Origin of the sequence: Bradyrhizobium sp. LCT2, assembly GCF_009931255.1 — a bacterium.
In the GTDB taxonomy this organism is placed as follows: Bacteria; Pseudomonadota; Alphaproteobacteria; order Rhizobiales; family Xanthobacteraceae; genus Bradyrhizobium; species Bradyrhizobium diazoefficiens.
Genome location: NZ_CP034432.1, coordinates 1,062,056 through 1,073,859 on the forward strand (window position 1 = coordinate 1,062,056; position 11,804 = coordinate 1,073,859).

The 11,804-nt window shown below is 65.2% G+C and carries 14 protein-coding genes; 7 read left to right on the forward strand and 7 right to left on the reverse strand.

Features of this window, described 5'->3' with window-relative positions; translation table 11 throughout:
- Positions 1-17 precede the first annotated feature (17 nt).
- From EI171_RS05740 to hslV, 3 genes are all read right to left on the reverse strand, one after another.
- Positions 18-635: a DUF2585 domain-containing protein gene (locus EI171_RS05740; RefSeq protein WP_011083474.1), complete on the reverse strand. Its 618-nt coding sequence runs from the start codon at positions 633-635 to the stop codon at positions 18-20.
- Entirely contained in the window at positions 632-1,117 is a 486-nt protein-coding gene (locus EI171_RS05745; protein WP_161532808.1) for a GNAT family N-acetyltransferase, read from the reverse strand. The genes EI171_RS05740 and EI171_RS05745 overlap by 4 nt, the downstream gene beginning before the upstream one ends.
- 181 nt (positions 1,118-1,298) lie before the next feature.
- Entirely contained in the window at positions 1,299-1,859 is a 561-nt protein-coding gene (hslV, locus tag EI171_RS05750; RefSeq protein WP_011083476.1) for an ATP-dependent protease subunit HslV, read from the reverse strand.
- Between the two features lie 240 nt (positions 1,860-2,099).
- On the opposite strand from hslV, the gene hisB reads away from it, so the two are divergent.
- The 7 genes from hisB (at position 2,100) to coaA (ending at position 6,847) form a co-directional block, all read left to right on the forward strand.
- Positions 2,100-2,693: an imidazoleglycerol-phosphate dehydratase HisB gene (hisB, locus tag EI171_RS05755; protein ID WP_027543777.1), complete on the forward strand. Its 594-nt coding sequence runs from the start codon at positions 2,100-2,102 to the stop codon at positions 2,691-2,693.
- A gap of 65 nt (positions 2,694-2,758) precedes the next feature.
- On the forward strand, positions 2,759-3,289 hold the full coding sequence (locus EI171_RS05760; protein WP_011083478.1) for a DUF2628 domain-containing protein: 531 nt from the start codon (positions 2,759-2,761) through the stop codon (positions 3,287-3,289).
- On the forward strand, positions 3,286-3,936 hold the full coding sequence (hisH, locus tag EI171_RS05765) for an imidazole glycerol phosphate synthase subunit HisH (protein ID WP_011083479.1): 651 nt from the start codon (positions 3,286-3,288) through the stop codon (positions 3,934-3,936). The genes EI171_RS05760 and hisH overlap by 4 nt, the downstream gene beginning before the upstream one ends.
- Positions 3,924-4,670, forward strand: a complete 747-nt coding sequence (hisA, locus tag EI171_RS05770) for a 1-(5-phosphoribosyl)-5-[(5-phosphoribosylamino)methylideneamino]imidazole-4-carboxamide isomerase (protein ID WP_161532809.1) — start codon at positions 3,924-3,926, stop codon at positions 4,668-4,670. Before hisH ends, hisA begins: the two co-directional genes overlap by 13 nt.
- A 10-nt stretch (positions 4,671-4,680) precedes the next feature.
- Complete coding sequence (hisF, locus tag EI171_RS05775) at positions 4,681-5,454, forward strand: imidazole glycerol phosphate synthase subunit HisF (protein ID WP_011083481.1); 774 nt, start codon at positions 4,681-4,683, stop codon at positions 5,452-5,454.
- Positions 5,455-5,543: 89 nt separating this feature from the next.
- Positions 5,544-5,864, forward strand: a complete 321-nt coding sequence (locus EI171_RS05780; protein ID WP_011083482.1) for a phosphoribosyl-ATP diphosphatase — start codon at positions 5,544-5,546, stop codon at positions 5,862-5,864.
- Between the two features lie 26 nt (positions 5,865-5,890).
- Positions 5,891-6,847 carry a type I pantothenate kinase gene (coaA, locus tag EI171_RS05785; RefSeq protein ID WP_027543772.1) on the forward strand — a complete coding sequence of 319 codons (957 nt, stop codon included), beginning with the start codon at positions 5,891-5,893 and terminating at the stop codon, positions 6,845-6,847.
- A 130-nt stretch (positions 6,848-6,977) separates the two neighbouring features.
- On the opposite strand, the gene EI171_RS05790 is transcribed toward coaA, so the two are convergent.
- The 4 genes from EI171_RS05790 to EI171_RS05805 all read right to left on the reverse strand — a co-directional run bounded on the left by EI171_RS05790 (position 6,978) and on the right by EI171_RS05805 (position 11,782).
- On the reverse strand, positions 6,978-8,036 hold the full coding sequence (locus EI171_RS05790; protein ID WP_038965128.1) for an AI-2E family transporter: 1,059 nt from the start codon (positions 8,034-8,036) through the stop codon (positions 6,978-6,980).
- Positions 8,037-8,148: 112 nt separating this feature from the next.
- On the reverse strand, positions 8,149-8,778 hold the full coding sequence (locus tag EI171_RS05795) for a histidine phosphatase family protein (RefSeq protein ID WP_161532810.1): 630 nt from the start codon (positions 8,776-8,778) through the stop codon (positions 8,149-8,151).
- 103 nt (positions 8,779-8,881) lie between these two features.
- The gene (locus EI171_RS05800) at positions 8,882-11,107 is read right to left on the reverse strand and encodes an ATP-binding protein (RefSeq protein WP_161532811.1); all 2,226 of its coding nucleotides are present in this window, start codon (positions 11,105-11,107) and stop codon (positions 8,882-8,884) included.
- A 207-nt stretch (positions 11,108-11,314) separates the two neighbouring features.
- The gene (locus tag EI171_RS05805) at positions 11,315-11,782 is read right to left on the reverse strand and encodes a hypothetical protein (protein ID WP_011083487.1); all 468 of its coding nucleotides are present in this window, start codon (positions 11,780-11,782) and stop codon (positions 11,315-11,317) included.
- Positions 11,783-11,804 lie beyond the last annotated feature (22 nt).

Below are 11,804 nucleotides of genomic sequence, written 5' to 3' on the forward strand. Positions count from 1 at the left end.
AGTCGCTTTTTCGGCCGTCAGATGATCGGCGGCCCCGATTGCCATTGCTTCACGGCCTCGATCGGATGGATCAGCATCAGGATATTGAGCGTCAGATTGTCGCGAATGTGGAGCGCCAGCATGATCTCGAAGGCGAGCCCGATCATCACGGTGACCCAGACCGGCAGAACGCGTGCGGCGAGGAACCCCAGCACCATGGCCAGATTGTCAGAGACCGAATTGACGATGCTGTCGCCAAAATAGTCCAGCGAGATCGTGCCGGCGCGGTAGCGCTCGATGATGAATGGCGAGTTCTCGACGATCTCCCAGGCGCCTTCGATCAGCATGGCGACGATCAGCCGTGCCGGCCACGACAGAGGCAGCAACGGCAGGCGCGCGAATAGCAGAAAAGTCAATCCGTAGAACAGGAAGCCGTGCAGGACGTGCGAGAAGCTGTACCAGTCGGCGATGTGCTGGGAGTTCTCCGAGCTGTTCACCACGCCGTGCCACAGCTTGACATAGCCGCAGGTGCAGATCGGCACCCGGCCCATCGCGAACAGGATCGAGGCCTGCAGCGCCAGCAGCAACAGCGCGATGCTGACCCAGGCGAATGCCGGCACCGCGGCTTTGCTTTCGTGCGTGGTTGCCAGCGTCATGGCTCGCGCACCATCAACAGCGCCGGCCCGTCCGGCGTCTCGACCATGCGGTCGCGGACGAAGCCCGCCTTCTCATAGGCGCGTACGGCACGCGAGTTGAGCGGGTCTGGATCGGTGACGACGCGCGGTAGGCCTTGCCGCAGCTGCTCGTCGACGAATTGGCGGATGAAGGCCGAACCGTGGCCGCGCGCGATCATGTCGCTTTCGCCGATGAACTGATCGATCCCACGCGCGCCCTCCGGTTGCGGCCCGAAGCCCGTATTCCAGGCGGTCAGGCGGTAGCACTGAAGATAGCCGAACGGCTTGTCGCCGGCCAACACGATGAACTGGTCCATCGCCGGCTCATCGAGGTCGCCGTTGACCAGCGCAAACTGCTCGCCCGGATCGCCCCACCATTCCCGCACATGCGCTTCGCCCAGCCACCGCCGGATCAGCGGCAGGTCGGCCGCAGTCATCGGGCGGAAGGTGTAGCTTTGGGTCATCTAGCGACCATGGCGGAGCTGCACTCCCTCTCCCGCTTGCGGGAGAGGGTTTGGGAGAGGGTGCTTCCGCAACGGGACAGCCCCCAAGGGGAGGGAGCCCTCACCCGCGCCTTTGGCGCGACCTCTCCCGCAAGCGGGAGAGGTTACAGCCAGTCCTGGGCTCCGCTGTTCAATCACAGGCCTAGCCGGTCGCCAGGCTTTCGATGGTCACATTGCGGTTGGTGTAGACGCAGATGTCGGCGGCGATGTCGAGGGAGCGGCGGACGATGGTCTCGGCGTCCTTGTCGGTGTCGAGCAGGGCCCGCGCGGCCGCCAGTGCATAGTTACCGCCGGAGCCGATCGCCATCACGCCGGCCTCGGGCTCGAGCACGTCGCCGGTGCCTGTCAGCACCAGGGAGACGTCCTTGTCGGCCACGATCATCATGGCCTCCAGCCGCCGCAGGTAACGGTCGGTGCGCCAGTCCTTGGCGAGCTCGACCGCGGCGCGGGTCAATTGCCCCGGATATTGCTCGAGCTTGGCTTCCAACCGCTCAAAGAGCGTGAAGGCGTCGGCGGTGGCGCCGGCAAAGCCGCCGATGACGTCGCCCCTGCCGAGCTTGCGGACCTTCTTGGCGTTGGACTTGATCACGGTCTGGCCGATCGAGACCTGGCCGTCGCCGCCGATCACCACCTTGCCGCCCTTGCGGACCGTCAAGATCGTGGTGCCGTGCCAGCCCGGCGAGCTTTTCTGGGAATCCTGCATGAATGATCCTCGTTGTCCGGGCTGATTTAGGCGGTCGGGGGCGAGGGCACAACGGGCCGCTCCGGCCCCAATTTCGCTCACCATAGGCAGAAGTAGAGCCCGGCCAGCCGTTCCCGCAGTAGCGAAGGCGTCATGGGGCTGTTAAAAGACCCCCGTTTTCGGCCCCCGAGCATGATCCGGAAAAGTGGGCACCGGTTTTCCGACAAAGATCATGCTCAAATAAAGCGAAAGCTAGTTTTGATGCGCACCGCGACGATCAAGCGCAAGACCAAGGAAACCGACATCGAGGTCACCGTGAACCTCGATGGCACCGGCGTGTCCAATATCGCGACCGGCATCGGCTTTTTCGACCATATGCTCGATCTCCTCGCCCGCCATTCCCGCATCGACCTCACGGTCAAGGCGGTCGGCGACCTGCACATTGATCATCACCATACCACCGAAGACACCGGCATCGCGCTCGGCCAGGCGGTCAAGCAGGCGCTCGGCACCATGGCGGGCATCACCCGCTATGCCGGCGTGCACATGCCGATGGACGAGACCCTGTCGCGCGTCGTGATCGACATCTCCGGCCGCCCGGTCCTGGTGTTCAAGGTCGACTTCCCCCGCGACAAGATCGGTGAGTTCGACACCGAGCTCGTGCGCGAGTGGTTCCAGGCCTTCGCCATGAACGCCGGCGTGACTCTCCACGTCGAGACCCTATATGGCGATAACAGCCACCATATCGCCGAGTCCTGCTTCAAGGGTCTGGCGCGGGCGCTGCGGGCGGCGGTTGCGATCGATCCGAAGGCGGCGGGTGAAATCCCGTCCACCAAGGGCTCGCTCGGCGGCTGACATCTCCGTCGGTTGACGAAACGACGCCGGCGGCATCACTGAATTCTTGAGAACGGGGCATCACCATGCCTGTCTACACAGTTCATGCTCCCTCCCCTGCCGGAGCCGATCTGCGCGCGACCGACAAGTTCGTCTTCGTGCGCGACGGCTTCCATTTCTGGGCGATGATCTTCGGCCCGTTCTGGCTGCTGTGGAATCGGCTATGGCTGGCGCTGATCGGCTGGATCGTCTTCCTGGCTGCGTTCGATGCCGGACTGCACCGCCTCGGCGTCGGCCGCAGCTCGATCTTCTTCGCCAATATGATCGTTGCGGTGCTGATGGGGTTCGAGGCTTCCAGCCTGCGGCGCTGGACGCTGTCGCGCGGCAAGTGGCGGCAGCTCGATATCGTCATCTCCGACGACGAGGACACCGCCGAGCGCCGCTTCTTCGAGCGCTGGAGCCAGAAGCAGCACGGCATCGTCAACGATCAATGGGCCGTCGATCGTGGCGGCCCGCCGCCGACCCGCAATACGCCGGGCCAGCAATTCTCGAACCCGCCGCCAATTCCGGCCGGCGGCATCATTGGTTTGTTTCCAGAACCGGGAGGGTCAAGATGAGCATCGCCATCATCGATTACGGTTCCGGTAATCTGCATTCCGCCGCGAAAGCCTTCGAGCGCGCCGCGCGCAGCCTGGAGGACCCGCAAAAGGTCTTCGTCACGAGCGATCCGGATCAGGCTTACGGCGCCGATCGCCTGGTGCTGCCGGGCGTCGGCGCCTTCGCCGATTGCCGGCGCGGCCTCGACGCCGTCAACGGCATGGTCGAGGCGATCACCGAAGCGGTGCGGGTCAAGGCGCGGCCGATGTTCGGCATCTGCGTCGGCATGCAGCTGTTCGCCACCCGCGGCAAGGAGCATGTCATCACGCAGGGCCTGAACTGGATCGGCGGCGACGTCGAGAAGATCACGCCGCGCGACGAAAGCCTGAAGATCCCGCACATGGGCTGGAACACGCTCGACGTGCTGCGCGAGCACCCGGTGCTGAACAAGCTGCCGCTCGGCCCCAAGGGCCAGCACGCCTATTTCGTGCACTCCTACCACCTCAACGCCGCCAATGAGGCGGACGTGCTCGCGCGCGCCGACTATGGCGGGCCTGTCACCGCGATCGTCGCGAAGGACACCGCCATCGGCACGCAATTCCACCCCGAGAAGAGCCAGCGTTTTGGCCTCGCTCTGATCTCGAACTTTTTGCGATGGAAGCCGTGATTCTTTTCCCCGCGATCGACCTCAAGAACGGCCAGTGCGTGCGCCTCGAGCAAGGCGACATGGCGCGCGCGACCGTGTTCAACCTCAATCCCGCGGCGCAGGCGCAGAGCTTTGCCGAGCAGGGGTTTGAGTATCTCCACGTCGTCGATCTCGACGGTGCCTTTGCCGGCAAGCCGGTGAACGCGCAGGCTGTCGAGGCGATGCTGAAGACGATCAAGATCCCTGTGCAGCTCGGCGGCGGCATTCGCGACCTCGCGACCGTCGAAGCCTGGCTCGAAAAGGGCATCACCCGCGTCATCATCGGCACCGCCGCGGTGCGCGATCCTGAACTGGTGAAGGCTGCGGCCAAGAAATTCCCCGGCCGCGTCGCGGTCGGGTTAGACGCCCGCGACGGCAAGGTCGCGGTCGAGGGCTGGGCGGAGACCTCGCAGGTGACTGCTTTGGAGATCGCGCAGCGGTTCGAGGATGCCGGCGTTGCCGCCATCATCTTCACCGACATTGCGCGCGACGGCCTGCTCAAGGGCCTGAACCTGGACGCAACCATCGCGCTGGCCGACAGCATCTCCATCCCGGTGATCGCCTCCGGCGGCCTTGCCTCGATCGACGACGTCAAGGCGATGCTGACGCCGCGCGCATCGAAGCTCGCCGGCGCGATCGCTGGCCGTGCGCTCTATGACGGCCGGCTCGATCCCGCCACCGCCCTCACCCTGATCCGCAACGCGCGCGCCGCCTAGGAGACATCCGATGTTCAAGGTGCGCGTGATCCCCTGCCTCGACGTCAAGGACGGAAGAGTCGTCAAGGGCGTCAATTTCGTCGACCTGCGCGATGCCGGCGACCCCGTCGAAGCCGCGATCGCCTATGACGCCGCCGGCGCCGATGAGCTCACCTTCCTCGACATCACCGCGACCCATGAGAACCGCGGCATCATGCTCGACGTGGTCCGCCGCACGGCGGAGGCCTGCTTCATGCCTGTGACCGTCGGCGGCGGCGTGCGCGAGGTCGACGATATCAAGACGTTGCTGCGCGCCGGCGCGGACAAGGTCTCGATCAACAGCGCCGCGGTGTCGCGGCGCGAGTTCGTCAAGGAAGCGGCCGAAAAATTCGGCGAGCAGTGCGTGGTGGTCGCGATCGACGCCAAGCGGGTCAAGCGCCCGGGCGGTGACCGCTGGGAGATCTTCACCCATGGCGGCCGCAACGCGACCGGCATCGACGCCATCGAATATGCCCAGGAAGTGGTCTCGCTCGGCGCCGGTGAAATCCTGCTGACCTCGATGGACCGCGACGGCACAAGGCAGGGGTTCGATATCCCGCTGACTCGGGCGATCGCCGACAGTATTCCCGTTCCCGTAATCGCCTCGGGCGGCGTCGGCAATCTCGACCACCTCGTCGACGGTATCCGCGACGGACACGCCACGGCAGTGCTGGCGGCCTCGATCTTCCATTTCGGGGAATTCACCGTCCGCGAGGCCAAGGAGCACATGGCCCGGCGCGGCCTGCCCATGCGCCTGGATGCCTGACGACTCCCGCTCCTGAAAATGCTACATAGGCCGTTGGGCTTGGCTGCCGTGGCCAGGTGTGCTGCCAAGTGTGTTTCCGAGTAGTTCCGATGCCGCGTTTCACGATCCACGATCTGGCCGAGACCATCGACGCCCGCGCCGCGGCCGGCGGCGAGGGCTCCTATACCCGCAAGCTCCTGGACAAGGGCGCCGAGCATTGCGCCAAGAAGTTCGGCGAGGAAGCAGTCGAAACCGTAATCGCAGCAGTCGAAAACGATCGCGCGCATCTGATCGCCGAAGGTGCCGATCTGCTCTATCATTTCCTTGTGCTTTTGAAGGCACGCGGCATAAAGCTGGAAGAGGTCGAGGCCGCGCTGGGCAAGCGAACCTCGATGTCAGGGTTGGAAGAAAAAGCTTCGCGTAAAGAGTGAGCAAGTCGCAACGGAAAGGCGGCGTCATGGATATCCGCGCACCCGAGCAGCAGTATAATCCGTACCGGGTCTATACCCGCGAGCAATGGGCGCGGTTGCGCGACGACACGCCGATGACGCTGGAGCCGGGCGAGTTCGACCGGCTGCGTTCGCTGCACGATCGCCTCGACTTGCAGGAGGTCGAGGACATCTACCTGCCGCTGTCGCGGCTGCTGTCGATCTATGTCGACGCGATGCAGCGCCTGTATTACGCGGAGCGCCAGTTCCTCAACATCCGCGACCGCAAGATGCCCTACATCATCGGCGTCGCCGGCTCGGTCGCGGTCGGAAAATCCACCACGGCCCGCGTGCTCCAGGCGCTGCTGGCGCGCTGGTCGCCGCGCCCGAAGGTGGACCTGATCACGACCGACGGTTTTCTGTACCCGAATGCCGTGCTCGACCGGCAGGGCATCATGCAGAAGAAGGGTTTTCCGGAGAGCTACGACCTGCCGCTGCTGCTTGGCTTCCTCTCCGACATCAAGGCCGGCCGCCGCCACGTCCGCGCCCCGGTCTATTCGCATCTGACCTACGACATCGTGCCGAACCAATGGGTGGAGATCGACCAGCCCGACATCCTGATCGTCGAGGGCGTCAACGTGCTGCAAACCGGCAAGTTGCCGCGCGACGGCAAGGCGGTGCCCGTGGTCTCCGACTTCTTCGATTTCTCGGTCTATATCGATGCCGACGAAGCGGCGCTGCGGCGCTGGTACATCAAGCGCTTCCTGGCGCTGCGCGACACCGCGTTCACCAATCCCAAATCCTACTTCAACCGCTACGCGCTGTTGTCCGACGAGGAGGCCACCGCCACCGCGATCGCGATCTGGGAACGCACCAACCTCGCCAATCTCGAGGACAACATCCTGCCGACCCGTCCCCGCGCGACGCTCATCCTGAAAAAGGGCCCCGACCACGTGGTCGAGAGCGTGGCGCTGCGGCGGCTGTAAGCGCGCCGGCTGACAAGGCCTGGCTTGTTCGGGCAGAGTGTCTTTTGTCGCAGGCCGACAAAAGGTTTTTGGCTATGACGCATCGAAGGCGCGATGGGCTCCATGGTTGACCGTCACGCCGGGTAGCGGGTCAATTCCGGACCTCTTGTTGCTCTTTCGAGCCGACGAAGATGTGCCACGCCGTCAGAAACATTGCGGCGACGAGCGGGCCAATGACAAAGCCGTTCGCGCCGAAAGTCGCAAGGCCGCCCAGGGTGGCGAGCAGCACAACATAGCTTGGCATTCGGATTGACTGGCCGACCAGGACAGGGCGGAGAAAGTTGTCGGCAAGACCGATCACGAAGGTGCCGAAAACGAGCAGGATCATTCCCTTCGTGACTGCGCCTGCCACGAGCAGGTAGAGGCCGACCGGAACCCAGACCAGGGCGGAGCCGAGCACAGGCAGAAGTGAAAGTAGCGCCATGAGGGCGCCGGCCAGCAGCGGCGCAGTCAGGCCGAGCAGCCAGAAGATCAGCCCGCCAAGCGCTCCCTGGATCAGCGCAACCAGTATGATCCCCTTGATCGTCCCGCGAACCGAAAGGGTGAACGCATCCAGAATCGCGGCGGTGTGGCTCCTACGCAGCGGCAGCGCGTCGCGGATGCGCAGGTTCAGCTCGTCACCGTCGCGCAGGAAAAAGAACAGCAGGTATAGCATCACGAGCAAGCTTGCGACGAACTCCACCGTCAACTGACCGATGTTGATCGCGTGGCCGGCCAGCTGCTGGCCGGCCGGGACGACAAGGCTCGAGAGGCGTTCCTTCAGGGCCGAAAGATCAATCCCGGCCAGACGGTCCGAGACGGACGCGGCCCAGTCGGGCAGCGCGGATTTCAGTTGCTGCAGGGGATGAGCGAAACTGATCTCCCCGGTCTGAACACGCTGATACAGCTCCCCTCCCTGCTCGACGAGCGAGGCGATCACGACGGCCACAGGGATCAGGACCATGACGACCACGACGAGGACGGTGGAAAGTGCCGCAAGGTTGCGCCATTCCGGGAACGTTTCCAGGCAAAGTCGATAGAGTGGCGCGAAGATGATCGCCAGCAGCGTCGCCCACAACAATGCGCCGGAGAACGGCCATAGCAGCCAGCCGAACGCGACGGAGATTGCCGCAAGCAAGACGAGGAATGAGCGGTCTTCCGATGTTCTCACGTGTCGCCGGCCTTTCAGTCGCTCCTCACGGGACGTTGGTATCACAGGACTGCGGCGGGGCGGCAAGTCACGCCCGTCCCGTCGCGCAGGCGGCCGGGTTCGATGCGGTCTGTCACCTGCCGGCCTTCGCGCTCCAGTCCGCAGGCTTGATGCGCCCTGCAAAGGCGGCCGGGCCGGAGCCGCTGGCCTTGTAGACGAAAGCTTCGCCCTCCTGCACGTCGCCGGCATCCTTGCCAAAGGCATCGGCGATATTCGTCTTGTGGGTGACCAGGAACGTGTTGGTGCCGGCCTTCGGCGGTGCATCGACGAGCTGTCGCACGGACTGGCCGGCCTTGGCATTTGCGCCGGCCGGGTTTGCCATTCCCGATGCGCTGGCGTTGCTGCTGTCTGTCAACGCGTCGACCGGCCTGACCTCGCGGCCGGAGATCAGCTTGCCGGTCTCGATCGCGCGGTTCAGCCGGCTGGTGTAGACATCGCCGATCGGGATCGCGAGCTCCTTGACCGCCGCCCCGATCTGGCGCGCCATGTCCCTGCCCTTTTCACTGAGCTGACGCTGGGCGCTCATGTCGTCGAACCTGAAGGGGTAGACGTCCTTTTGGCTATCGTCGGTCGCAGTGTGCCGAAAGATCAGCACGTAGCCGCCTTGCTTGAGCGATGAGACGAGATCCGGCGTATCGGCGGCGGCGTGTCGGGAGAATCCGGCGAGAAGGACAATGACTGCGAGGCGGCAAAGCACGTTCATGTGCGACATCCTCTTTGCAAATGCCCCGGAGGATGGTGACGCGCCGTGCAGCCGACTTCAATTGGCGATTGCCAGCCGAGGTGAGGTTCCCGTAAATCCGGGATCAGCCCGCCAGCTGCCGCGACGCCGCCAGTCCCGCCAGCGCTTCGTCCAGCTTGTCGCGGTCGAGCGGCTTGATCAGGAATCCGTTCATGCCGGCCTCGAAGCAGGCGTAGCGGTCCTCCACCAGCGTATTGGCGGTGAGCGCGAGGATCGGCGTGTGGTGGCCGCCGGTGGCGGCCTCATGCGCGCGGATGCGCTTGGTCGCTTCGATGCCGTCGAGCTGCGGCATCTGGATGTCCATCAGCACGAGATCATAGGGCGTGCCGGCCGAGCCGGCAGCGAGCCAGGATTCCAGCGCGGCCTCGCCATGGACGGCGATGACGACGCGGTGGCCGAGCTTGGTCAGCAGCGAGCGCATCAGCAGCGCGTTGATCTCGTTGTCCTCGGCGACGAGGACCGAGAGCCCCCTTGCCGGCGCCGCGCTCGTGGATTCCACCGGAGGCTCCGGCGCAAGCTCGGGCGAGGCAACCTCCGGGGTCAGCGCGAGGCGTGCGGCGAGCGAGGCCGCGCGCAGCGGCTTCACCAGAAAACCGGTGAACGCCGCCGACTGCTTTTCATGGCGCGAGCTCGACGTCAGCAGCACCAGCCGTTGCGGCGCATGGGCGCGGGCCACTTCGACCAGCCGGTCGGCAATTGCAGGGCCGATCGCGCGATCGACCAGCACCGCGTGCCATGAGCGTTCCGGCAGCAGCGCTTCCGCGACCGTGGCGTCGGTCACCAGGCAGGTCTGGCTGCCCCAGCGCTCCAGGCGCCGCGCGATCAGCGAGGCCTCGATGCCCTCGGCAATCAGGAGGATCGACTTGCCGGTGAGGTCGGGGCTCGGGAACGCGGTCTGCCCCGCGCGGGCCTCTGACGGCGCGAGCGGCACCGCGACCTCGAAGGTCGAGCCCTTGCCCGGTTCGCTCGCGAGTGTGATCCGGCCGCCCATGCGCTTGACGATGCGCTCGCTGATGGCAAGACCGAGCCCGGTGCCGCCATAGGTGCGGGCGACGCGCTCGTCGGCCTGCTCGAACTCGCGGAAGATGCGTTGCTGCGCTTCGGCTGCGATGCCGATGCCGGTGTCGCGGACGAGAAAGCTGATCTCGTTCGGCCAGATGCCGGGCTCGACGATCAGCGCGACACCGCCGCTTGCGGTGAACTTGATGGCGTTGCCGGCGAGGTTGAGCAGCACCTGGCGCAGCCGCGCGGCGTCGCCGACCACCTCGAGCGGCAGGCGCTCGTCGACATAGGCGGCGATCTCGAGCGTCTTCGCCTGCGCGCGGGGCGCGAGCAGCTCGGTGATCTCCTCGATCAGGGTCGAGAGCGCGAAGGGGCGTTGCTCGAGATCGAGCTTGCCGGCTTCGATCTTGGAATAGTCGAGCAGCTCCTCGATCAGCGCCATCAGCGCTTCGCCGGAGGTCTTCACGGCCTTCGCGTAGGTCGCCTGCTCCAGCGTCAGCGTGGTGTCGAGCAAGAGGCCGCCCATGCCGATGATGCCGTTGAGCGGCGTGCGGATCTCGTGCGAGGCCATCGCGAGGAAACGCGATTTGGCGCGGTTGGCGGCATCGGCCTGGTCGCGGGCGTCGGACAAGGCGCGCTCGGTCTCGGTGCGGTCGGTGACGTCGCGCCCTACACTCTGCAATTCGGCCGGCTGGCCGGCGTCGAGGCGGACATAGCCCTCGCGCCAGGCGATCCAGCGCGCGCCGAGCGGGGTTGCGATCTTCTGGTCGTGAACGCGTGTGCCACTGCTTTCGCGGGCACTGTCGCCCTGCTCCAGCACGTCGAAATCAAAGCGCGTGCCGACCAGCGCGCCGCGCGCCTGTCCCGCGAGCGCGCAATAGGCGTCGTTGGCAAAGGTGATGCGGTTCTGGTGATCGCGCAGCACGATCAGGTCGCCCTGCTGTTCGAACAGGCTGCGGGCGCGCTCCTCGGCTTCCTTCAGCTCCCAATTGCGATCGATCAGTGCCTCGTTGTGGGCGGCGAGCTTGCGCAGCCGCTTGTTGACGAAACGCAGCCGCATGCTGAGCGTCGCGAGGCCAAGGCAGGCGAGCGCGAACAGGAAGCTCGCGCCGATCGCAAAGGTGTGGGGATCGTAACCGGAATTCTCGGAGCGGCTGCCGGAGACAAAGCCATAAGCGCCGCCGAACGTCGCCGAGAAGATCATGAAGGAGCGGATCGCGAAGGCAATGCGGGGGTGCTGCCGCCTGAAGCGGCGCATGCGCACCTTGATCCGGAACGTCCGACCCATCGCCACCGACCCCGACTCTTAAAACCCCGCGCTCGCCGCTGCGACGATGTCCCGCCGACCTTGCGAACAGCTTGAGGCTTTCGGGTCGCCTCCAAACAAGGTTGACGAGGTGTTAACGCCTCAGAGCATGATCCGGAAAAGTGTGCAGCGGTTTTCCGGAAAGATCATGCTCCGACACCAACTCTGAAGCGGGATAATCATCGCGCTTCAGAGCGAGGCGGCCTGGAACGGGCGGTGACCGTCGTGGGCGCCGACGATCAGCGCCGCTGCCTCGCGCTGCGAAAACGTCTTCGAGCGCACATAGATGCGATAGTCGGCCGGCCCGTCCGTGGAGAGGTAGATCACCGGTCCGCCGTCGACCGGCTGCGCGGCAATCGTGATGAGCCGGGTCTGCGGATTGGCCTGGCAGGAGTCCGGCTCGGCGCCGAGGCCGTCGTCCACGACCGCGAAGTCCGCACCGTCCGCATCGTCGGTGATCTGGACCCGCACCGTGGCCCGCGTCGGATCGTCTGTGAAGGCGACATGGATGCCGGCCGTCCAGAACAGCGATGTCAGCTCGACGGAGGTGTCGCCCAGCGCGATGCAGGGATGTGAGACCGATCCGATCTCGCTGCGGGCAAACACCGCAGCCGCCAACAGGGGAACAACCGAGGCCAGGATCTTGAAACGCAACATGACACTCTACTCGCCGGGCCCG

Coding starts and splice junctions, on each gene's coding strand:
- EI171_RS05740 (WP_011083474.1), bottom strand. CDS start 635: ATGACGCTGGCAACCACGCACGAAAGCAAAGCCGCGGTGCCGGCATTC.
- EI171_RS05745 (WP_161532808.1), bottom strand. CDS start 1,117: ATGACCCAAAGCTACACCTTCCGCCCGATGACTGCGGCCGACCTGCCG.
- hslV (WP_011083476.1), bottom strand. CDS start 1,859: ATGCAGGATTCCCAGAAAAGCTCGCCGGGCTGGCACGGCACCACGATC.
- hisB (WP_027543777.1), top strand. CDS start 2,100: ATGCGCACCGCGACGATCAAGCGCAAGACCAAGGAAACCGACATCGAG.
- EI171_RS05760 (WP_011083478.1), top strand. CDS start 2,759: ATGCCTGTCTACACAGTTCATGCTCCCTCCCCTGCCGGAGCCGATCTG.
- hisH (WP_011083479.1), top strand. CDS start 3,286: ATGAGCATCGCCATCATCGATTACGGTTCCGGTAATCTGCATTCCGCC.
- hisA (WP_161532809.1), top strand. CDS start 3,924: ATGGAAGCCGTGATTCTTTTCCCCGCGATCGACCTCAAGAACGGCCAG.
- hisF (WP_011083481.1), top strand. CDS start 4,681: ATGTTCAAGGTGCGCGTGATCCCCTGCCTCGACGTCAAGGACGGAAGA.
- EI171_RS05780 (WP_011083482.1), top strand. CDS start 5,544: ATGCCGCGTTTCACGATCCACGATCTGGCCGAGACCATCGACGCCCGC.
- coaA (WP_027543772.1), top strand. CDS start 5,891: ATGGATATCCGCGCACCCGAGCAGCAGTATAATCCGTACCGGGTCTAT.
- EI171_RS05795 (WP_161532810.1), bottom strand. CDS start 8,778: ATGAACGTGCTTTGCCGCCTCGCAGTCATTGTCCTTCTCGCCGGATTC.
- EI171_RS05800 (WP_161532811.1), bottom strand. CDS start 11,107: ATGGGTCGGACGTTCCGGATCAAGGTGCGCATGCGCCGCTTCAGGCGG.
- EI171_RS05805 (WP_011083487.1), bottom strand. CDS start 11,782: ATGTTGCGTTTCAAGATCCTGGCCTCGGTTGTTCCCCTGTTGGCGGCT.